Below are 20,967 nucleotides of genomic sequence, written 5' to 3'. Positions count from 1 at the left end.
CCGATCAGCGAGGTTGAGCAGTCAGTCAAGTTGGGGCGGGGGACGAACGCGCCGCCCAGGAGGAGCTCAGCGCCATGGGGCGAGGAACTGGCGGGCGCCGCGCAATGACGTGTGCAGCCGGCGCTGGGTTGCGCGGCTGTCGAGGCGGACATCGAGCGCTCCCGGAAGCGCGCTGTCGGTCCGCAGGCCCGTGGGGAGCAAGTTGGCATCGAGCCCGTCGCGCCGGGCGATGAGGACGCCGAGTTCGTGACGACTGACGGCGTCGGCTCCCGCGAGATGGTGCACGCCCTGTGCATCGGAGGACGCGAGCTCCAAGAGGGCACCGGCCAGGTCGGCGACATGCACCGGGCAGCGGATGTCGTCGGTGAACAGGACTCCGGCCCGGGCGCCGGCCACGAGGTCGTGCACAGCGCGTACATGCACGGAACGGCAGTCGCCGATGATCAGTGAGGTGCGGGCGATAACGGCGTCCGGGGCCAGGAGGCGGACGCCGGTCTCCGCTGCGGCTTTCGCCGCGCCATAGGGGGTGACAGGGTCGGGGAAGCAGGTCTCGTCGTAGTGGACACGGGTCCCGGAGAACACCGCGTCGCTGGATACATGGACCAGGCGGCACCCGTACTTAGCCGCGGCCATGGCCAGGCGGACAGGACCCTCGGCCGTGACCGCCCAGTCCGACTTGACGCTGCTCGCGTTGACGATGAGGCGCGGGGCGACCTCGGCCACGACTGCTTCGACGCGCTCGGCGTCCCGCAGGTCGAGTGCGTACCACGTGACCTCCGGGATGCTGCCGGGCCTGGTCGCAAAGGTCGCGGCCGTCGCGTGCCCCGCCGCTGACGCCTGGCGGACCAGCTCAGTGCCCAAAAACCCGCTGCCGCCGATGATCAGGACCTTCATGACGCGACGTCCTCCCGCCAGACCTTCTCATGCACGATCTCAAGCCGTTCCGCAGCGATGAGACAGGAGACAGGCTCTTGGCCGTTCGCGTCCCCTACCGTCCCCGACTGCAGTCACCCCTCCGTGGGCCAACTAGGGACTGCCTCACGGGCCCGGGGGCCCGCCCAAGGAGCCTCGGGTGGGCGTCGGAGTCGGGGTCAGGGTTGCCTGCAGCCAGGCTTCGCCGTATCGAGAGAGAGCACTTTTAGCTGACGCTCTGTTACGCGATCCGCCCGAGCGAGGACGCCGGCGAGAAGCCGTGAAGCGCTGCAGCCGCGACAGCCCCGACGGAGGGCACCCTGGCTTCGGCTGGGGGTGTTCGCGTTCCTGGCCGGCCGGCGCCAACTCCTGAGTCGTCCCGTGGATGCCCGACGCGCGTTGTGCAGTCTCAGTCCTGTTGATCACGGCAGCTGGCGGCGGCGTCGGCGTCCGGGCCGGCAGGCCGGTCGCGGTCTCGCCCGGTCGCGGACCGCCTGAGGAGGAGTTCGGTGACCAGGGCGAGGGGAGGCCAGTACAGGCGGCCGTGGCGGGCGACGGCGTAGGCGCGCAGTTCGACGTCGGGGGCGGTGAGCGAGAGGAGCCGCACGGCGGGGAACGTAACGGTTCCGAGGGGGAGCAGGCCCACGCCGAGCCCGGCGGTGATCATGCCTTGCACGAGGTCGAGGCTGTCGGCCTGGTGGGTGATGCGCGGAGTGAAGCCTGCCATGGAGGCAAGGGTGCGGATGACGGTCTCGTCCGCGGTGTTGCGGGAGTTGACGATCCAGTCGTGCCCGGCGAACTGGGCGAAGACCTCAAGCGTTGTCCCCTCCCGGCCGCCGGCCTGCGCGGGGACGCCCAGGCCCCAGCGTGCGGTCCACAGGGCAGTGGCGCGCACCGCCGGGTCCTCGGTCGCGGGCGCCAGGTTGTAGTCGTAGGTCAAGGCCAGATCCGTGGCGTCCTCGGCCAGGAGCTGCAGTGCCTCGGCGGGTTCATGTTCGCGGATCAGGACATGGAGGTGGGGGTGGCTGGTGGTCAGGGCGGTGACGACGGGCAGCAGGTGGGCGCGGATGGCGGTGGCGAAGCCCGCGACGCGCAGGGTGCCGTTGGGCTCGCCGCCCGGGGCGAGGTCGTGGCGCGCCGCCTCGACGGCGGCGAGGATCGTCACCGCGTGCTCGGCCAGCCGGCGGCCTGCGGGCGTCAGCCGGACCTGGCGCCCGTGCGGCTCGATCAATGCGGTGCCCATCTCGTCCGCCAGGGCGGCGATCTGCTGCGAGACCGTCGAGGTGGTCGTGCCCAGCATGTCGGCCACCGCCCGCATGGACCCCAGCCGGGACAACTCCACCAGCATCCGCAGTCGTCGTGTCTCCATCCCAGGATTATTCATGATTCATGAACGAACTGTTCGCGATCGGCACGTGGACACGAACGGTTTGAAGCCCGTCCACTAGGTCCATGAGCTTGCTGGAACACCGCACACGGCTGCGCCTGCCCCCGTCCACGTCCGGAGCGCTGATGGCCGTGGCCTCCATGTCCACCATCCAGCTCGGGCTGGCACTGTCGGTGCCGCTGGTCGACCAGCTCGGAGCCCTGGGCACGACAGGGCTGCGTCTGGCGTGGGCCGGTGTGCTCCTGCTGGTCCTGGTGCGGCCCCGACTGCGCGACTTCACCGGCCGCGACCTGTGGGCGTGCACCATGCTGGGCTCGGTCAGCGCGGGCATGATGGTGTTCTTCATGCTCGCCGCGACCCGGCTGCCGCTCGGCACCGCAAGCGCGCTGGAATTCCTCGGCCCGCTGGCCGTATCCCTCTACGGCCCAGGCCGCGGTCGTAAACGCTGGACGGCCATGGCCGCCCTCGGCGTCGTAGCACTGACCGAACCCTGGCACGGCGGCATCAACCCGGCCGGTGCGGGCTTCGCACTGGCCGCCGCGGCCTGCTGGGCGGCCTACATCCTGCTGACCCAACACGTGGGTGACTCCGTGACCGGCCTCAACGGACTTGCCATCTCCATGCCTGTCGCCGGCCTCATCGGCCTCCTCGCCGCAGCACCCTCCGACCTGGTACACGTCACCTGGAAGCTGCTGGGCGCCATGCTGGGGCTGGCCGCCCTGAGCGCCGTGCTGCCCTTCATCCTCGAATTCCTCGCCCTGCGCCGCCTGACAACCTCCGCCTTCGGCACCCTGATGAGCCTGGAACCGGCCATCGCACTCTTCGCCGGCCTGCTGGTGCTCGGCCAGATACCCGGCCTCGCACCCGCGGCCGGCGTCGCCCTCGTCGTGATCGCCGGCATCGGCTCGACCCGCACCGGCGCCCGCCCCACCCCGGCGTCCCCCGGAACTCACAACCCTTTGACGTCCCCCACGGTGAGCGCATCAACGAACTGAACCGCAGGCCGCGGAGGCCGACATCACCAACCGGCGATCGTCGCCCTGATCGGGGCGGCTCCGGCCGGGTGCCTGGCCAGGTTCACGCCACGCGGTGCGCTTCGGGCCGCCGCACTCGGCAGCCCGGCCTTCGGCTCTGGCGCGCGCGTCGGCAGCTCGTTCCTCGGCATCCTGTGCGAGGCAGGGGGAGTCATAGCGGATGGCATCCACGAGTCGGCGCAGCAGTTTCGCCCGCTGCCCGCAATCCGGCTCGCCGTCGTGTCCGTCCAGCTAGGTCAGCAGAGACGGTCGGCCCTGCGCGAGGCAAGGGAGTGGTCAGGGTTCGGATACTTCGCTGCGGGGTGCCGCTTCAGCGAGCGGACCAGCCGCGAACGTTTGAGCCGTGCGCTTCCACGACCCGTCGGAACGGCCTACGGCGTGTCTCCTTGATGAGTTGAGCAATTGGCGTCGCCAGGTGCGGTGCACGCAATGTCAAGCCGTCGTGTCGGGGACTGGAGCGCTACGCGGGTAAGTCCAGCCGCCGGCCTCGCACGCCTGCCCCTCGCGATGTCAGAGGCCCCTGAGAGGCTCCTTCTCATGACGTCAGAGAGCATGCCCGACCTCGCCCAGATCACCGACGTCCAGGAGGTCGCTCCTGAACTCCGACGACAGCTGATCGGCTGCTGGATCGCGGTCACGAACTCGGGCGGCGCCGCCGGGTTCCCGTTCCCACCCGTCCAGGACGAGCACGTCGCGCCGGTCACGGACAAGCTCCTCGGACATCTCGCCCCGCAGTGCAGCCGACTCATAACCGCCAGATTCGACGACGCTCTTGCCGGATGGGTTGTCCTCAAGCGTGATCCCTCTCGGCTCGTCGGGCACTGGGGTACGGTCCACCACCTTCAGACCCATCCCGAATTCCGTGGCCGTGGTGTCGGATCCGCTCTCATGGGAGAGCTGCGGAAGATCGCCCGGGACGAACTGGGGCTCGAACAGCTCCATCTCGCGGCCAGGGGAGAAGAGGGACTGGAGGACTTCTACAGCCGGCTCGGTTGGCGTGAGGCCGGCCGCTGGCCGGGGGCTCTCCGCCTAGCGCCCGACGACACCCGTGACGAGGTCTTGATGCTCCTCGATTCCCTCTGATTTCTGGGGCATCCCGAGAGTTACAAGCACCGGCTCACCAGGCCCCGAGGCTTGTCCTTTCGGCCATCCACGAGTCCAGATGAGGATGGCGGCGAGGTGGAGTGCGGCCTGCTAAGCGGTGGCGAGCTGGTCCGTTCGCATGGCCAGTCCGCGCACCTTGAGCCGGTTGATGCATCGCTCGACCGCGTTGCGCTGGTTGCATGCCTCGGCGTCCAAGGGGGCGGGCGACCGCCAGCGCGGACGCCGCTTGGCACTGGAGGAAGCCCGGCTGCTCGGCGGCGGCCTTCAGGTCTCAGTTCGCGGGCCGCGCTGGGGTAGGCGTGTCGTCGGCCTTGACGTTGAAATTGATCTGGGATCCATCGACCGAGGACACAGTGACCGACACACCCAAGGTGCTGCCGTCATCTGCCGTGAGCTTGCACCGGGTGGTGGTGCCCACCTTGCCGACCAGGTCCTTGGGGCATGTGATGTGTGGCGTCGGCTGGCCCGTTGTGGCGGCGAGCTTCTTGGCGACTGTGGTGGCCAGCTTGTCCGCAGACAGTTTGGGCGTGGACTCCGCCCCGTGAGTCGAAGCAGAGACCGAGCAGCCGACAAGCATCACGCCGGCAGCTAGGGCTGAGGCGATTGAAGCTGCTGCGGACAACCGAGTTATGGGCATGGTGGACTCCGGTTCAGATGATCAAGGAAGGAAGGACGCCGGAAGCATACTGGCCGGCCGCGTCGCGCATGACGGGGCCCTCTGGCATGAGCACGGCGGGTAGCTCAGGGGCCTGGGAGCGGTACAGAATCTCGGGCGCTGCGGTCGGCTCCGGGCCTGTCCACGGCCAGGCCCAACTGCTCAACAGTGCGCGGTTGATGGACAGAAGGAAGTGTCGGCAGCAACTCCCGCGGCCGCCGGGGCCCTTGCGCTGCCACCGAGCGCCAGGCGCTTCACGAGGGGCCGGTTCCGCGGTGAGTGGACCTGACGGACACCGTCGGAGCATGTGAGGCGTCGGCCGCGGTCACCGTGGCCGTGACTGCGTGGGTCCGGGTGTCCCGCACCAAGCCGGCCAGCCTGCGGAGCAGCCCCCACTCATGACCAGCAACCGACCAAGCCCACCATACCCACTGCACCGACCTGACGGGTCGGCAGACTTCAGGCCGGGTTCACGGCCCGGAATCGCGGTTGCCGACCAGCTCACTCCGTTACGGGCAGGCACTCGGAGAGCAGGCCGACGATGTCGCGCCAGGCTGGCTGTGCGTGCCGTGGGTGGTAGCCGACGCCGGGGGGCACGGTCTGGTCGACCGGTGGGTGGTGGAAGGCGTGCAAGGCTCCGCGGGTAGACCGTGAGGCGCCAGTCGACGCCTGCGGCCTGCATCTCGCCGGTGAACGCGTCCCGTTGCGCGGGCGGCATGATTGGGCACTCCGACCCGACCCGGCCCACACCGGGCAGTGAATGCGCGACGCCTCGCCCGGTCGGCCCGTGGTAGTTGCGTTGACTGTCCCGATCGCGCGCAGGTTGACGCCGTCGCGCCCGAGTTCCAGCACGATGGCGCCCCCGGTGCCGTAGCCGACGGCGGCGATCCGGTCGGGGTCGGTCCGCGGCTCGGCGCGCAACACGTCGAGCGCAGCGTGGCCGATGCCCCGCATCCGGTCGGGGTCGGCGAGGAGGGGGGTAGTGCGCGCCAGCATCTCCTCGGGGTCGGTGAACCAGCGCCCGCCGTTGATGTCGAGGGCCAGTGCTACGTACCCCAGCTCAGCCAGGGTGTCTGCCCGGCGACGCTGGAAGTCGTTCAGCCCCGGCCCCTCGGGCCCGACCAGGACCGCGGGCCGGCGGCCGACACCGGCCGGGAGAGCGAGGTGCCCGATCATCGTCAGGCCGTCGGCCGGGTACTCGACCGTGCGCGTGGTAACCGGCGTCATGAGTCTGGACTGTAGGGATCGTCGAGCCCGGTCGGGCCGGCGTTCACCGCTGGCAGAACAGCGCGGGTGTGCCTCTTAAATGCGGCGATGGCTCGCAAGATCCGTCACAAGCCCCGTTCCCGCGCCAGTACTTCTGCCCAGCGGCACTACTACAGTTCGGGGAACCCCCGCATCAGCAGTTCTGCTCCGAGTCGTACAACAACCCGCCGCAGAGCCACACGTCCCCGAGAGCGAGTCCAAGGGCTCAACGCCGAGTGGTAGCCCTGGTCGCCTGAACCCGTGGGCTGGCGATGGTGAAAGGATTCTGGCGCCTGCGGCTGCGCGAAGCCTCGCCCGGTTACACCGATGAAGTGAGGCTCGGCCGCATTCCTTAGCGGCCTGCTCACCCGGCTCGCAGTTCCCGGGCCGGTGGGCACATCAGGCACGACTCAACCCCGCTGGCCAGGGCTTCGACCGCCTCCTCCCGGGTAATGCGGCGCAGGCGCCGTCCGCCGACCGGGTACGCCCCGACATCGACGGCGGCCGGCGAGGGGTCTGCCCCGATGTCCGCCTGGAGGGCGGAACGCCGGCTGAGTCGCCGACCGCGCTGTGACCTTCTTGGCGCCTGCCACTCCTCGACCTCAGCGATATCCCGGCGCACGCCGTCGAGTTGAATCAGCATGGACGCCTCGATCGCTTGCAGGCGCGGCAGATCCGGAGGTCATTGGTTCTGGGGACGACCACGCCCGGCGATCCCTCGCCCTGGGCGTCATTTTGCCGGACCGGCAACAGGAGTGGCGTGTCCGGGACGCGATGGGCAACGGTGGGTCCGTGACCGACAACATGACACCAGGATCGCCCGCCTCCGACACTCCCTCGGCTGCCGACGGATACGCCGGAGACCCCGCGGTGCGGGCGGAGTGGGACAACCGATACGCCGACCGACAACAGCTGTGGAGCGGCCGGCCCAACGGTGCGCTCGTGGCCGAGGTCGCCGGGCTCACACCCGGGCGGGCGCTCGACGTCGGCTGCGGCGAAGGCGCCGACGCCGTCTGGCTCGCGCGCGGCGGCTGGGACGTGACCGCGCTCGAGGTCTCGGGCGTGGCGCTGGAGCGGGCGGCCGGGCACGCGCGGGATGCCGGCCTCACCGTTCGCTGGGTACACGCCGAGCTGACGGAGGCGGTGTTCCCGCCGGCCTCATTCGACCTGGTCTCCGCGCAGTACCCAGCACTTCTGCGCACCCCCGACGCCGCAGCCGAGCGAGCGCTGCTCGCGGCCGTCGCGCCCGGCGGCGTCCTGCTGCTCGTACACCACGCGGGGATGGACACCCAACATGCGCACGACAGCGAATTCGACCCGGCTGACTACGTCTGGCCCTCGATGGTCGCCGCTCTGTTCAACGACGACTGGGAGGTGGAGGTGGACGAGCAGCGGCCACGCGTGGCCCCCGACGGCGGCGCCGGCGCGCACCACACCGACGACCTGGTGCTGCGCGCACGCCGGTTGCGCTGAGCCCCGCCACTCCCAACAAGCGAGGCAGCCGGGCAAACCCGATGACCGAGCCACTGGCAACGGACTTTGCCTCTCATAAATCAAGGGCGTTCTCGCTACTCCGAAACCACACAGGCGTCCCGGCTCGGGTGCCAATGAGTTCGCTCGGCGCCCTGCCCTGCCCCGCTCCGAGCTCTGGGAGCTACCGAGAACCGGGACGGTATTCAGCCCCCTTGACCTGGCCCGCCAGAGGGGGGGATGGGGCCTGTTGACCGGCCATTTCGGGGTTGGGCCGTGCGGTGGGTGCTCTTTGAACGTCAGTTGAGGTGTGCTGAGATGACGACGTCCCGTTGCCATGGCGCTGGGACGGCAACCTGAAGTGGACGACCGTGACCTCGTTGTCCGCCGCGACGTCGGGTAGTGCTGCGGGAACCGTGCCAGGGGATCCGCTTCCCCTTTGCGGTAGGTCCGGGAGCCCTCCGCCCTGCGGGTTGCGTACGCGGCATCCCGGGGGAGATTAGTCACCGTGCGTCTCGTAGCTGGAGAAGGTACGTCGCAGTCAGCGCAACGGCACGGTCCGCGTCATGCGACAGCTCCACGAGTGCGCATGACGCCGTCGTCCCCGGGATGTCCGCCAGCGCCTGGGTCAGCCGCCCGCGCCCAGGCGCTTTGGTGGTGTCGTGGGCGAGGCGGTCGACGAGCCTGGTCGCGATCTGATCCGCCGTCACGGAGTCGCTCGCCAACACGCTGAGTGCATCGGCTGCATCGGTGTCGTTTCTTCCCTCCACGATCATCTCGACGAGTACTGGGACCGCATCGGCCACCCCACGCGTCCCGAGCGCCAAAGCCGCATACCCGCGGACCACGACGTCCGGGCTCGCGAGGGCATCCCGCAGCCGCGCGGTCGCCGCACCACCGGGCATCTCGGCGAGGGACTGAACGGCGCGTTCCCGCACCTCGGCCACCGGTGAGCCGAGGCCTTCCACCAGCAGCGCCTGGCCGCCCTCGCCCGACCGCGCCAGCGCCCATCGAAGGGCCCCGGCGACGTTCGGCTCCGTCTCGCTGAGTGCCGCCTCGACCAGGGCCTCCACCGGCACCGGAACCTCGTCGGCCGAGGAGAGGGCCGCGCGCTGGCGCACGTCGGCGCTCTTCGATCCCAGGGCTTGGAGGAGCGTAACGACCTGGAGGACGTCCTCCCAGCCGGCGGGGTCCGCGGCACGGATCCGACGCAGCCGCGTGAGCAGCTCGGTCTCCGCGGCGATGCGTTCGCGCGTCTGACGCATGAGGTCGTCGACGAGCGCCGAGGGCGTGAAGCTGGGATCGTCGAGCGAGCGTCCGATCTCACGCAGCGACAGCCCCAGCGCCCGCAGGCTCTCGATATGGAAGATCCGCTGGATGTCCTCCCCGGAGTACTCCCGATAGCCGGAGCCCGTACGGCCCGCAGGACGCACCAGACCGAGCGACTCGTAATGCCGGAGCATGCGGGCGCTGACCCCGGACCGTCGCGCCACTTCACCGATCAACACGTCCCACCGTCCCTCCTGACGTCCTATCGTCCCTCCTGGCCGGACCCGCCGAGGACCACGGCGCGCTTGGCCTCCTCGATCGCGAACTCGAATCCGGCGTCCGGGTCGCGCAGCAGGCGTTGTGTGGCGAGCGCGTGCGCGCGCATGCGCGGGTCAGGCGCCGTCGTCCCGGCAAGCAGCGCAGGCACAATCGCTTCACCCAGCGCGACCAGCGCCCGGCTGAGACTCAGCTGCGTCTCCCGCCCACCGCGCCCGAGCTGCGTCGCCAACACCGTGGCCAACGCGGGCTCCTCGCCTTCCGGCACGAGCAGGACCGCTGCCCTCCAGGCGCTCCGCGCCACCTCGTCGTCGGCGTCGGACAGGAGCGCCCGTGTGATCGCCGGCCACGCCTGCCGGTCCCCGATCTTGGACAGCGTGTGCAGCGCCTGGCTCCGTGCCTGCGCACGCTCCGCGCGGACTTCGCGGAGCAGCCCGGGAAGCGTCATGGACACCGGGTGGCGGGTGAGCGCCCAGGTGAGCATGTCGCGGACGAAAAACTCGGGCTCGATCGCGCATCGCTCGATGAGTTTGTCGACGAAGCGCGGGTCAGGCGTCGTGCCGACCGCCAGAGCGGCCCGCAGTCGTACGGACGAACGGGCGTCCTCCAACCCCTGGAGCGCTCGTATCGCATCCGTGTCCTGTCTCGTGATTGTCATCGAGACCACCTCCTTGGCGAGCAGTGAAGACCTTGTCACCGTGTCAAGGTCAAACAGGGCCCGCTCGCCGAGCGCCTGCTGCCTTGCGGGACTTGGCCATCAGCGTCAGCAGGGGCGCGCCCTGCTCGCCCAGGTGAGTGAGTGAGGCGTGGCTTGGGCCCGCAGAGGCCGTGGCCGGGTGATTTCATGTGGCGATTGAGCAGGCGTGTCGTTGCGCACTGCTTTCGCGTCGCGGGGAACCGGAGGTGTTGCCTTCCGAGACCATCGATGTGATGCGTATCACTCGATGGGTGCCTCGGGTCGGGCATGCGCGATCATGACCGGATGGACGCTCGTTTCCTTGGCATCGCCGATCTGGTCGAAGCCCCGTCCGTGGCGGTCGTGGTCGACGTCATGCGTGCTTTCACCGTGGCTGCCTGGGCCTTTGCCCAGGGGGCGGAAAAGATCGTTCTTGCTGAGTCGCTGGACGACGCTCTGGCGCTCAAAGCTCGTCACCCGGATTGGGTGGCGCTCAAGGACGGCCCACCCGCGCCCGGGTTCGACACCGTCAACTCGCCGGGCCATATGCGGTCTATTGACCTTGGCGGACGGACTGTTGTGCAAAAAACCACGGCAGGGACAGTCGGGGCCCTTGCGGTCAAGGAGGCGCCGCTGGTGCTGTGCGCCGGCTTCGTGGTGGCGGAGGCAACGGCTCGGCTCTTGCGGACACGCAAGAGTGACAGTGTCACGTTCGTGGTCACTGGCGACGATGGGCAGGCCGATGAAGATCTGGCGTGTGCTCAATACATCGCTCGGAGGGTCACCGAGGCTGGGGCGGATGTTGCCGAGTTCCTCCGCCGCGCTGCCGAGTCGCGCGCCGCCGCCGAACTGGCGGAGGGGGTGCGTCAAGGAGCCCATCCTGATGACGTCGCTCTCTGTCTTGAGGTCGACCGGTTCCCCTTTGCCATGGTGGCGACGTTGGAAGACTCGCTCATGGTCCTCCGTCCGTGCGCCGTGCCTTCGCTGACCGACGAGGCTTCGATCTGATCGCTGGTGACGTCCAACTCTCGCCATACGAGAGCCGGCATCCGGTCGGGTATGCGGCATCAGCTGCGTGTCCCGATGACGATGGTCGGGGGCAGGCGGCTGATACGACTGCCGGCGGCGGCTTCGCGGAGTCGAATGATTTCCTCGCCCTGGGGCGGCGAGGCGGGCCAGGGCCTGGTTGCGGAAGCCCCTGAGCTCGTCGATCGCCCGCCCCGACTGGGCCAGCCGCTCCTTGAGCTTCGCGTTCCGCGCTTTGAGGCGGGTGGTTTGAGCTTCGGGAACGACAGGATGCTCATGTGTCGGCCCCACGTCGTCGCCGCGAACCGGTCCTTCACCGGCCCGCGGCCCGGTGCTCGGCGTCCCGGCTGAGCCCGGCCTTCCGCCGTTCCCGCGAGGCGAATAGGCCCACTCCGTGTACGGCCAGGGCTCTATCCACTCCCTGCGGACTTGCGCGTAGGTCTCCCACGAGCTCGACGCGGACGCCCCGCTGGCCGGGAGATCAAGCAGCCACCCGTCTACCATCGCCGCCGGACGCGGCGCGGCGGACCGTCGCCGAAGCAATATCCGGCCGGTCCGCCTCGCGTCAGCTCCACGTCAGGTGGTCCGCCGAGCCACGGTGAACTCAGCCCGCTGCAGCACCACTTGGAGGGGCGAGCCCTTACCGCCAGGAGGTGGGCTGTGAAGGGGATCGATGTCGTCGGAGCGCAGCACGACGTTGCGCTGGCGGCGTGCTGCGGAAAGGGCGCTGGTGGGTGCGACCGCCGGGGCAAGGACGCGGTGAACAACCTGAACGGGCTGGTGGTCTGCTGAGCCGCCCACTCCCTTTGAGGCTCTGCATGTTCCCAGTCTGGTACTAAATCCTGGGATCTTTATAGAAAGATCACTCAATAGGGGATAGGGGTCGCATGGCTATGGCTCGGCGGTCACACTCGAATCGGACTTCGCCGAAGGCCGCCTGAGTTGCTCTGGTCCAACCGACCTAAGTCTGGGCGGACTTGCCATGCAGGGGGGACACGCTGTGACACATCACGATGGCCGCGGACCGGGCCTGACCGGGGATGCCGTGGCTCTGGTAGCCGGCCTTGCCGATCTGGCCGTGTCGGGGCTGAGCAGCACGCTGAGCGGAGTAAGCGGCCTACTGCGCCGAGCTGACCTCGGGGATCTGTTGGCTGAGGGCCAGGAGGAGACCAAGGCGCGCGGCCGCTTGGTCCTGGACCGATATGCGGCCGCGCCGCCGGCTCACATGGAGGTGCTTGCCCGCACTGTCACCGCTCGCAGCCAGGCGGAGAGCAGCGGTGGCTGAACTGGATGAGCACGCCGTACTGAAAAGCCGCATTGATGAAGTCCTCGACGAGTTCGTCACTGCTGAAGCGCAGGCGCTGGAGGACATCGATCCTTGCCTGGCGCCGGTTGCTGATCAGTTACGTGTGGCGACGGAGCAGGGCAAACGGTTCCGGGCGGCGTTTTGTTACTGGGGCTGGCGCGGGACGGGCCAGCCCGACAGCGAGGCGCTGGTACGTGCCGCCAGTGCGATCGAGCTGGTGCACGCGGCTGCCGTCGTCCACGACGACCTGATCGACCGCAGCCGTATCCGGCACGGTCGGCCCACCGCGCACATCGCCTTGCGCGACGTGCTCTGCCGCCACGCGCGTCCCAAGGCCGGTGCCCGGGCTCTGGCCATGCTGACGGGCGATCTGCTGATTTCGCTGGCCGGCCAGTTGTTCACCGCCTGCGGCCTGCCCAGCGCCTACTTGAGCAGGGCTCGGCCCCTGTGGGGAGTGCTGGCCCGCGAACTGGTGGCGGGGGAGTGCCTGGAGATCCTGCGCACCGGCGGCGAACCGGACCCGGAGGCCTCGGTGAAGGTGATCCGCTACAAGACGGCCAAGTACACCGTCGAGCATCCCCTGCACATCGGCGCGCTCCTGGCGGGCGCCCCACCGAGGTTGCTTGAGGCCTACAGCGGCTATGGCCTGCCGCTGGGCGAGGCATTCCAACTGCGCGACGACCTGCTGGGCTTGTTCGGTGACCCGGCACGCACCGGAAAGAACCCGGCCGACGACCTGGCCGGCAACCGCCCCACCGCCCTGATGGCCCACACCCTGCGGGCCGCCGCCCCGGGAGAGCGCCGCGAACTGCGCCATCTGCTGGGGCACGGGAACCCGAGCGAGCAGCAGGTGGAGCGGGTGCGGGAGATCGCTCACCGCACCGGAGCCGTCGCCCGCGTCGAAGACATGGTCACCGCCCGACTGCGTGAAGCGCACGAGGTCCTGGCCGATGCCGACCTGACCGCCGAAGCGCGCCGTGCCCTGTCCGGCCTGGCGACGTTCGCCACCGCCCGCCACCACTGACCGCCGTATCCCTGGGAGCGACACCGATGACCTACACTCACGCATCCATGGGCGCACTGCGTCTGGCCGGCGACGAGCTGGCCGACGCGACCGTGGCAACCCTGTTCGAGCGCGGCGAGGTGGGCAAATTCAACACCCTCATGCGTTACGTCTCCACCGACGGCCAGGAACTGCCCGAGGACCTGCCGGACGTGGCCCGGGAGTACCTGCACGAGACGAGCGCTCCCCCTGCCTGGGTGGACTGGGACGAGATGGAGCGGGCCCGGCTGTTCTTCATCGACAACAACGTGCACATCTCCACCGCCTTGTCCTTCGCCTCCATGCCCGCCTGCTATGTCGTGCCGCACGTCGCGAAGCTGCTGTCGGCCACCCATGCGCTGAAGTACCCGTCCAAACGGATGGCGGAGACCGGGCAGTTCACCGTCTACCTCATGCAGCCCGACGCGTTCGAGGCCGGCAGCCGTTTCATCCCCGCCGCCCAGAAGGTCCGCCTGCTGCACGCTTCCATCCGCCACCACCTCACACGCGAAAACCAGTGGGACACCGCCGGCCTGGGGACACCGATCTGCCAGGAGGACATGATCGGCGGTCAGATGATGTTCTCCATCCAGGTCCTGGACGCCCTGCACCGCCTCGGCATCCACATGAGCACCGAAGGCGCCGAGGCGTACTACTACGCCTGGCGGGTCGTCGGTGCCATGCTCGGCATCGATCAGAACCATGTGCCCAAGGACCTCCAAGCCGCCCGTGAGTTCTCCGACCTGTACATGACCCGCCACATGGGGCCCAGTGCGGAAGGCGCCCAGCTCACCCGCCAACTCATCGACCTCTACGAAGAAGTCGTCCCCGGCACCTTGTTCGACCCCATCGTCGGCGCTCTCATCCGCTACCTCATCGGTGACACCTGCGCCGACTGGCTCCAAGTACCCCGCACCCGCTGGGACACCGCCGTCAAAGCCGCTCCCGCATTGCTCAATATCTTCGAGACGATCGAGGACAGATCCCCCTTCGGAGCTTGGGCCCTGGACTGCCTCGGCCACTTCACCACCCTCTTCGAACTCAGCTCGCTCACCCGAGGCCGCGTCATGCACTACGCCATCCCTGAAGAGCTCAAGAAGGACTTCGGCGTCAGCAGCACCGTGCCGCCCACGAGCCGCTGGACCCCGCCCCCGGCAACCGTCAGCGGGTAGGAACCGCAGTCTCTGAGTCGACGTTGCCGCACCTCTTCAAGAAGAGACTGATGGGGAACTTCGACGACTGGGTGACCGACCGCGCCATCACGTACGAGAGAGTGCGCGCCTGCAGCGACGAACCCGGCCGGACCGGACAGCGGTTCCTCGGGAAGCACATGGTGGCCAGCACCTCGGGGCACCAGCGGCCGGTGTTGCCTCTTCGTCCTCGACGACCGGTACATGGACGTGGGCGCCGCACTCACCTCCCGCGCGCTCGCCTCGTGGCTGGGTTCTGCCCGCCCCCTCCGGGCAGCCGTTCATGGCGGGCGCTTCGCCCAACTCGTGGCCACCGGTGGGCACTACGTCGGCTTTGCCGTGTACTCCCGCACGCTCCAAGGGGGCGGGGGCCAGCAAGCTGCTGCGGGCGTTCCCGGTGCACACACCGTTGCCGCAGTTGATGGCCGAGCTCAACGACTACCGCCCCGCCTTCATGATCGGCTACGCCAGGACGATCATGCTGCTCACCGCCGAGCAGGAGCCGGCCGCCTCCGCATCAACCCGGTGCTGATCCAGCCTCGAACAGACCGCCCCGTCGACACTGCGCGTACGGCTGCTGCCGGCCACCGGCGCCGACCCGGACCGCGTGTGGCGGACCGGGCACCTGGAGTTGACCCGCCTTCTCGCCGGCAACAAGCTCGACCACGTCACGGTCCAGCGCGCCGAGGAGCCACCCCAGCCGTCCTCACCCGGCCCGCACGGCCCCGCACTGCGCGCCGCTGTGGGCTCCCTGAGGGGGGAGCGTCAGCGCGTGCCGATTCGGGCGGCCACGCAGGGGTCCTCGTTGCGGTATCCGAGTCGGGTGTAGAGCCGTTCGGCCGGGGCGTTTTCGGCGAGCTGCCACAGCGTGCAGAACCCGTACCGGCGAACGGCGTACCGGGTGAGCCACGAGGTCAGCGCCGCACCGAACCCCTGGCCGCGCAGACGGGCATCCGTTGCCACGGAGGCCATCAGTGGTGCGCCGCTGTCCCGCAGGCTGCTCAGGGCACCGCAGGCCACCAGGTGACCGTCGGCGTCACGGATTCCGGCCCACACGCTGACCGCGGCGGAACCGGGGCCGGTCGAGTGCCCCGGGCTGTGGTTGTGGAGAAAGGCTCGCAGCTCTTCGTGCCGACTTTCGTCCAGCTCGGTCACCCGCTCCTCGGCCCGTTGGAGCGGCGGCTCCTCCAGCGTCCAGCGGAAGACCCACTCGACGGCATCGGTCACCGGCAGATGGCGGCCGGTCAGCACGTCGGTGCCTCGGGGACCGGTGAACTCCCGCACCTGGCCCGGCAGCCCATGGGCGGCACGCAGAACGAGGCCGGCGGCTGACTCGGGTTCGCCCACGCTCCACACATGGCCGCGGGCGTCGTCGAGCCAGGCGGCGGCGCCGTCTCCGGACCAGCTGATCCGGTCGGCCGTACGCTGCCGAGCCGCGCCGAAACGCAGCAGGGCGGAACCAGCCCGGAACTCCAGGTTCTGGTGGAACATGTCTGCGGCCCTGGGGGCAAGAGTCGTTGCCTGCATCGCTCTCTGAAAGGGACGTAAGGGGGAGGGCGGCGGCCGGACGCGCGCAGGGGCGCGACTCGAACCATCCGTCTGGAATATGGGGAGCCCGGCAGCGGCTGCGCACACGGCGCGCTCCGGCCGACCGGACGACCCACTGTGGCACAGAGCCCCTGCCAGAGGGCAAATTCGGGGCCCGCGCGCCGTATGTCCATGGCGTCGCGGACCCATGGAGTCACCCGCCGAGCCACTGCCGCGGCGGCGGGCGAGTCGAGGCTCGATTCCCCCACACCTGGGCAGAAGGAGGCAGCTTCCGGGGTGTGCGGGGCCGGTCCGGGAATCTGCGCTGCACCTGGAACTACCGTGATCGACGGCCTTCAGGGGGGAGACTTCGCTCTTGTGGGTAGTCGCGTTGTGGCTGGTTGTGAGCCATGAGGCTTTATGGCGGCCTTCTCGGTTCGCTGCGCGACGGCGGGCGCGGGACAGGCGAGTGTTGAGCGGACCCTGTCCGCAGGAATGGAGTGCGTGACGGTGGGTTCCACATCCGTGGCTGCGCGCCGCCCGTATCGCTGGGCCGTGCTGTTGCTGTCATGGGCGGCTTTCACCATGACGGCCGTCGACCGCTCAACGTGGGGGCCCGCATCGGTCGCCGTGGGCGAGCACCTGGGCGTGTCATTGGCAGGGCTCGGTGTGTTCGCCACGGGCTACTACATCGGCTATGTGATCTCCAATGCCTGCGGTGGTGTGCTGACCGACTGGATCGGCGGGCGCGTGGTCATTTCCAGCACGCTCTTCGCCGCGGGCGGCTTCATGATCCTTTTCGGTGAGAGCACGTCGGCCGCTCTCGGTATCGCATTCCAGGCATGCATCGGTTTCTTTGCAGGCTGTGATTACTCGGCCGGGGTCAAACTCATCTCCCAGTGGTTCCGATCGGAGGACCGAGGATTCGCGATGGGTGTCTTCATGACGGCCACATCGCTCGGCACGGTGATCGCCAACGCCGTCGTGCCGAGTCTCATCGAATCCTCCGGATGGCGTGCTTCCTACCACGTCTTCGGTGTGGCCTCGATGGCGGTCGCAGTGTTGTGCTTCGCTTTCCTGCGCAACGGGACCGGTGCCGAGCGTGAGCCGAGGCGGTTGCCGAAGGTCGGTCCGCTCTTGCGCAACCGCGATCTGCTCCTGCTCGGCCTTGCCGGTTTCGGTGGCCTGTGGGGCACTTACGGCTTCATCACCTGGGCCAATGCGCTGATGGCCAAGGGCAGCGGCCTCTCGCCGGTGCAGGCGGGCGGCGTCGTGGCGATCTTTGCCGTCGCGGCCGTTGCCGCGAAGCCCTTCATCGGTCTGGTGACCGATCTTTTCGGCGGGCGGCGCAAGGTGCCCACGGTGCTTGTGCTCGGCTCGTTCGTGGTGACGCTGCTGCTGTTCGGGACGGCGGACAGTCTCACCGCGTACCTGTGGATAGCGCCCTTCCTGGGTGTCGCTGCCTACGTGTACAGCCCGCTGATGGTCGCTCTCATTCCGCAACTGTCCGGGGTACGCCTGGCCGGATCGGCGGCCGGCGTCACAAACGCGTTCTGGCAGCTGGGCAGCACCGTGGTGCCCGTGGTGCTGGGTGTGGTGTTCCAGGCGACGCACTCGTTCTTCGCCGCGTTCGCGACACTGGCCGTCGGTCCGCTGCTCGGCATGCTGATGATGCTCGCCATCCGCGAAAACCGCCCTGGACACTCGGCGCAGATCGCCGCTCTTCCCACCATCGCCGAACCGGCACCGCTCGAGGGGAAGAAAGAAGGGTAGCTCTCCGTGTTCCAGCCCTACGACGTGGTCGTAGCCGGCGGTGGCCCGGACGGTGACGCCGGCCTGGCCGGGGGTGTGCCAGGGGGTGGAGAGCCCGCCGTTGCCTAGGAAGCCACTTGGTCGTGGCTACCTGATGCTGGTGTTCGTCACTCGTTAGGCGAGCAGCCTGGAGTCAGGGCGCGTCGTCGAGCATGTCGGCTGTCAGGTAGCTGCGGATGCGGTGAACTCGGGGCTGTGGCGGTAGCGGCCGAAGTCTGGGGTGTCTGGGGTTCACGAGGGCGGCATTGCGGCCGCTCGCCGTCATCTGCCTCCGGGACGCGCCATGAACCCGCGCTTGGGCAGGACCGGAAGGCGGTAGCGATCCTGGGTGGTTTCGTCGAAGTATTCGAGGAATGCATGAAGGGGCTCGGCGAGGTGGGTCAGGGAGTCGACCGTTAAGAGGACCGGCTGGTAACCGGCGACCTGATACGGCAGCCGGGCCATCTCGGCGAGGTTGAACCAGGTCGGCATGGGTGAAACGCCCGAGTTCGCCGGAGGCTGACAGAAGCGAAGTGGTTTCCGGACCAAGCGGATCTTGAGTGTCGCCGGGTCTGCTCGCCTCTGGTGCGCGGCGCCTTGATCAGTAAGTGTTTGCGCATGATGCTTCCGCCCGTTCAGGATAAGACCGAGCTGATCGAGGTCGTCCGCATCACCGACTCAATGGGGCATCGCAGCGCCGCGAACTTGGTGGGTGACGATGTCGCGATCTGGGAGGCCACTCAGGTCAGCGACGCCTTGACGTTGATCAGCTCTGCTCCGGACAGTGAGCTACACCGCTGTTTCATCCCGGGCTGGGGTATCCGTGCGCATAGCGCCACCGAGCTGCTCTTCCAGATCGCATTCTGCTTCGAGTGCCATGGCGCCCGCCTGTGGGGGCCGGGCGTGCCCGCCGAGTTGGATGGGATCCACGGCTTTGAACCGGACAGCCCTCCGGCCCTTGAACTGCTTCAACGATTCCGCAGCTCCACACCGGGCCGATGGGGTTGAGGGGCGCCATGCCCTCCCGGTCGAAGTGCCGATCATGAGGCGGCCGTCTGCAGCACGCGGAGGTGGACGTGGACAGCCGCCGGGCAAGCGGCTGTCCCGGGCGGAGCTACAGCTCGCAAGTGCTGGGTGGGTCCATGAGTAGCGCGGCGCCTCGCAGCATGCAGCCCCCAGGAGTGGCGCGCACGCACGGGGTTGGTCGCCGAGGTGCTTAGCCGTGTGATGTCTCGGCTACGTCGGCCACTTCGAAGCCTTCGCGACGCATCCGTTCACCTCCCCAGGCACCGAGCGGCCCGAGCGCTTGATTGAGCGTGCGCCCGTGCTCGGTCAGGGAGTACTCCACGCGTGGCGGCACCTGGGCATAGACCTCCCGGTGCACGAGTCCGTCTTGCTCCATCTCACGCAGGTGCTGGGTCAGCATCTTCTCGCTCACTCCAGGCAGACCGCGACGGAGCTCGGCGAAGCGGCGTACGCGATGGGCTTCCAGTTCCCAGAGGATCAGTCCCTTCCACTTGCCGCTCACCACGTCGAGCGCAGCGTCGATGCCACAGATGTAAGGCCCGCACCTCGGCCCCTTGGCCATTACTGACCTCCTTACGAAAAGGTAAGTACCGCAGAAAATAGTGGGTACTTCCGAGAGTAGCGGCGCTCTCCGAGCATGGAGGGGTGAACGAACAACAGAACCACACCACCAGGAAATACAGCTCTGTCACCGTGATCGGGCTTGGTCCGATGGGCCAGGCGATGACCCGCACCCTCCTCAACGCCGGCCACCCGGTCACCGTCTGGAACCGCACCGTTGGCCGGGCCGACGGCGTCGTCGCCGACGGAGCGACGCTCGCGGCAACACCCGGCGAGGCGGTCGAAGCGAGTGACCTCGTGATCCTCAGCCTCACCGACTACCGGGCGATGTACGACATCCTCGACAGCGCCACCGCATCACTCGCCGGCCGGACGCTGGTCAACCTGAGCTCTGACACTCCCGACCGCACACGCAAGGCGGCAACCTGGGCGGCGGGCCACAACGCCGCCTTCCTCACCGGTGGTGTCATGGTCCCGGCGCCGTTGGTCGGCACGGAGGCGGCCCATGTCTACTACAGCGGCCCCGACGAGGTGATGGAGAACCACCGGGCAGCGTTGGCACCGCTCGGCACGCCCAAGTATCTGGGCGAGGATCCGGGCCTCGCCCAGATGATGTACCAAGCCCAACTCGCGGTGTTCCTCACCACCCTGTCCGCATTGATGCACGCCACCGCGATGCTGGGCACCGCAGGAATGAAGGCCAAGGAGACGCTGCCGGAGTTGCTCTCCTCCGCCGACTCGATCGGCGCCATCCTGAGGGCTGGCGAAGAGACCCCCGGCGCCGCGCTGGATGTCGGCGAGCATCCAGGCGACCTCAGCACGGTCACCATGATGGGCGCGACGTCCGACCACATCGTCGAAACCAGCGCGTCACTCGGCCTCGACCTCGCGCTCCCCCTCGCCGTGCAGGCCCACTACCGTCGCGCGATCGAGAACGGACACGGTAGCGACAACTGGACCCGCATCATCGACAGCATTCGAGGACCGCGCTGACCAGACGCGGGACTGATGAACACACTCCCAGCCGCGACTCCGCCCAGGCCTCACCGCCTACTTGGGCCCTCGGCGGACCGTGACCCGGCCAGGGCCTGTCCGATAGGCCATGCGACTTGGTGGGTTGCTGCCTGAGACGGGGCCAGGGTCGTGAAGGTTCGGGTGCTGTAGGTCGCGGCTGCGGACGCCATGACCTGGGTTTCAGGGCAGTTCGGGTCCTTCGCTGCAGACTCAGCTTCTGGCAACACCGGATAGTCGGTCGGGTTGAGCCCGCCGCGAAGCCGTACACCACTTCGCCTCCGCGCGGCAGTTGCGCGTAGTCGTTGGCGAGTTCCAGGACCCGCGCCCAGAACTCGCGCGCCTGCTCCCGGGGGATCCGCACGTGCCGCACGATCGAGGAGAGTTGGTCTGCCTGGTCTGCCTGGTGCGTGGGGGGGCAACTCGGCGGCGGCCGTGGCGAGATCGTTGCTGCAGTAC

General features: G+C 68.7%; 22 protein-coding genes and 1 pseudogene. 12 read left to right on the top strand and 11 right to left on the bottom strand.

Annotation, left to right across the window (positions count from 1 at the left end; translation table 11 throughout):
* Positions 1–66: 66 nt before the first annotated feature.
* The gene (locus ACH4FH_RS35315) at positions 67–894 is read right to left on the bottom strand and encodes an SDR family oxidoreductase (RefSeq protein WP_398560051.1); all 828 of its coding nucleotides are present in this window, start codon (positions 892–894) and stop codon (positions 67–69) included.
* A gap of 427 nt (positions 895–1,321) precedes the next feature.
* Complete coding sequence (locus ACH4FH_RS35310) at positions 1,322–2,281, bottom strand: LysR family transcriptional regulator (protein WP_398560050.1); 960 nt, start codon at positions 2,279–2,281, stop codon at positions 1,322–1,324.
* A gap of 83 nt (positions 2,282–2,364) precedes the next feature.
* Here ACH4FH_RS35310 and ACH4FH_RS35305 point away from each other — a divergent pair, with 83 nt between their 5' ends.
* Both ACH4FH_RS35305 and ACH4FH_RS35300 read left to right on the top strand, forming a co-directional pair.
* Entirely contained in the window at positions 2,365–3,294 is a 930-nt protein-coding gene (locus ACH4FH_RS35305) for an EamA family transporter (protein ID WP_398560049.1), read from the top strand.
* 576 nt (positions 3,295–3,870) lie between these two features.
* Positions 3,871–4,416, top strand: a complete 546-nt coding sequence (locus tag ACH4FH_RS35300) for a GNAT family N-acetyltransferase (RefSeq protein ID WP_398560048.1) — start codon at positions 3,871–3,873, stop codon at positions 4,414–4,416.
* 114 nt (positions 4,417–4,530) lie between these two features.
* Here ACH4FH_RS35300 and ACH4FH_RS35295 read toward each other — a convergent pair.
* The 4 genes and pseudogenes from ACH4FH_RS35295 to ACH4FH_RS35280 form a co-directional block, all read right to left on the bottom strand.
* Positions 4,531–4,736 (bottom strand): annotated as a pseudogene (locus ACH4FH_RS35295) (IS5/IS1182 family transposase); the annotation flags it as partial.
* Positions 4,709–5,074, bottom strand: a complete 366-nt coding sequence (locus ACH4FH_RS35290; protein ID WP_398560047.1) for a DUF4333 domain-containing protein — start codon at positions 5,072–5,074, stop codon at positions 4,709–4,711. The gene ACH4FH_RS35290 and the pseudogene ACH4FH_RS35295, both read right to left, overlap by 28 nt.
* Positions 5,075–5,593: 519 nt before the next feature.
* Entirely contained in the window at positions 5,594–6,319 is a 726-nt protein-coding gene (locus ACH4FH_RS35285) for a dienelactone hydrolase family protein (RefSeq protein ID WP_398560046.1), read from the bottom strand.
* 382 nt (positions 6,320–6,701) lie between these two features.
* Entirely contained in the window at positions 6,702–6,980 is a 279-nt protein-coding gene (locus ACH4FH_RS35280) for a DUF6233 domain-containing protein (protein ID WP_398560045.1), read from the bottom strand.
* Between the two features lie 149 nt (positions 6,981–7,129).
* Between ACH4FH_RS35280 and ACH4FH_RS35275 the strand changes: the two genes are divergently transcribed.
* Positions 7,130–7,810, top strand: coding sequence for a class I SAM-dependent methyltransferase (locus tag ACH4FH_RS35275; RefSeq protein WP_398560044.1), 681 nt, complete (start codon positions 7,130–7,132; stop codon positions 7,808–7,810).
* 500 nt (positions 7,811–8,310) lie between these two features.
* Here the strand turns inward: ACH4FH_RS35275 and ACH4FH_RS35270 are convergent, their stop codons facing one another.
* Positions 8,311–9,315 (bottom strand): MerR family transcriptional regulator, encoded by a 1,005-nt coding sequence (locus tag ACH4FH_RS35270; RefSeq protein ID WP_398560043.1) that lies wholly within the window; start codon positions 9,313–9,315, stop codon positions 8,311–8,313.
* A gap of 23 nt (positions 9,316–9,338) precedes the next feature.
* Entirely contained in the window at positions 9,339–10,010 is a 672-nt protein-coding gene (locus tag ACH4FH_RS35265; protein WP_398560042.1) for a HEAT repeat domain-containing protein, read from the bottom strand.
* A gap of 324 nt (positions 10,011–10,334) precedes the next feature.
* On the opposite strand from ACH4FH_RS35265, the gene ACH4FH_RS35260 reads away from it, so the two are divergent.
* The 6 genes from ACH4FH_RS35260 to ACH4FH_RS35235 all read left to right on the top strand — a co-directional run bounded on the left by ACH4FH_RS35260 (position 10,335) and on the right by ACH4FH_RS35235 (position 15,124).
* Positions 10,335–11,036 (top strand): 2-phosphosulfolactate phosphatase, encoded by a 702-nt coding sequence (locus ACH4FH_RS35260; protein WP_398560041.1) that lies wholly within the window; start codon positions 10,335–10,337, stop codon positions 11,034–11,036.
* A 678-nt stretch (positions 11,037–11,714) separates the two neighbouring features.
* Complete coding sequence (locus ACH4FH_RS35255) at positions 11,715–11,846, top strand: hypothetical protein (protein ID WP_398560040.1); 132 nt, start codon at positions 11,715–11,717, stop codon at positions 11,844–11,846.
* 253 nt (positions 11,847–12,099) lie between these two features.
* Entirely contained in the window at positions 12,100–12,339 is a 240-nt protein-coding gene (locus ACH4FH_RS35250) for a polyprenyl synthetase (protein ID WP_398560039.1), read from the top strand.
* On the top strand, positions 12,332–13,384 hold the full coding sequence (locus ACH4FH_RS35245; RefSeq protein ID WP_398560038.1) for a polyprenyl synthetase family protein: 1,053 nt from the start codon (positions 12,332–12,334) through the stop codon (positions 13,382–13,384). The genes ACH4FH_RS35250 and ACH4FH_RS35245 overlap by 8 nt, the downstream gene beginning before the upstream one ends.
* 26 nt (positions 13,385–13,410) lie before the next feature.
* A complete protein-coding gene (locus ACH4FH_RS35240; RefSeq protein ID WP_398560037.1) occupies positions 13,411–14,574 on the top strand; it encodes an oxygenase MpaB family protein in 1,164 nt (387 codons plus the stop codon).
* A 352-nt stretch (positions 14,575–14,926) separates the two neighbouring features.
* Entirely contained in the window at positions 14,927–15,124 is a 198-nt protein-coding gene (locus ACH4FH_RS35235) for a hypothetical protein (RefSeq protein ID WP_398560036.1), read from the top strand.
* 233 nt (positions 15,125–15,357) lie between these two features.
* On the opposite strand, the gene ACH4FH_RS35230 is transcribed toward ACH4FH_RS35235, so the two are convergent.
* A complete protein-coding gene (locus tag ACH4FH_RS35230) occupies positions 15,358–16,119 on the bottom strand; it encodes a GNAT family N-acetyltransferase (RefSeq protein ID WP_398560035.1) in 762 nt (253 codons plus the stop codon).
* A gap of 504 nt (positions 16,120–16,623) precedes the next feature.
* On the opposite strand from ACH4FH_RS35230, the gene ACH4FH_RS35225 reads away from it, so the two are divergent.
* Complete coding sequence (locus ACH4FH_RS35225) at positions 16,624–17,892, top strand: MFS transporter (protein WP_398560034.1); 1,269 nt, start codon at positions 16,624–16,626, stop codon at positions 17,890–17,892.
* 300 nt (positions 17,893–18,192) lie between these two features.
* Here the strand turns inward: ACH4FH_RS35225 and ACH4FH_RS35220 are convergent, their stop codons facing one another.
* Complete coding sequence (locus ACH4FH_RS35220; protein ID WP_398560033.1) at positions 18,193–18,402, bottom strand: hypothetical protein; 210 nt, start codon at positions 18,400–18,402, stop codon at positions 18,193–18,195.
* A 126-nt stretch (positions 18,403–18,528) separates the two neighbouring features.
* On the opposite strand from ACH4FH_RS35220, the gene ACH4FH_RS35215 reads away from it, so the two are divergent.
* Positions 18,529–18,918 carry a hypothetical protein gene (locus tag ACH4FH_RS35215; RefSeq protein ID WP_398560032.1) on the top strand — a complete coding sequence of 130 codons (390 nt, stop codon included), beginning with the start codon at positions 18,529–18,531 and terminating at the stop codon, positions 18,916–18,918.
* A gap of 208 nt (positions 18,919–19,126) precedes the next feature.
* Here ACH4FH_RS35215 and ACH4FH_RS35210 read toward each other — a convergent pair whose 3' ends face one another.
* Positions 19,127–19,498: a winged helix-turn-helix transcriptional regulator gene (locus tag ACH4FH_RS35210; protein ID WP_398560031.1), complete on the bottom strand. Its 372-nt coding sequence runs from the start codon at positions 19,496–19,498 to the stop codon at positions 19,127–19,129.
* 83 nt (positions 19,499–19,581) lie between these two features.
* On the opposite strand from ACH4FH_RS35210, the gene ACH4FH_RS35205 reads away from it, so the two are divergent.
* On the top strand, positions 19,582–20,490 hold the full coding sequence (locus ACH4FH_RS35205) for an NAD(P)-dependent oxidoreductase (protein ID WP_398560030.1): 909 nt from the start codon (positions 19,582–19,584) through the stop codon (positions 20,488–20,490).
* The last annotated feature ends 477 nt before the right edge of the window (positions 20,491–20,967 follow it).

Origin of the sequence: Streptomyces sp. NPDC017993 (assembly GCF_044328065.1) — a bacterium.
Taxonomy (GTDB): domain Bacteria; phylum Actinomycetota; class Actinomycetes; order Streptomycetales; family Streptomycetaceae; genus Streptomyces.
Note: the sequence above shows the minus strand (reverse complement) of the source record. Positions and strands in the feature narration are given on the sequence as shown.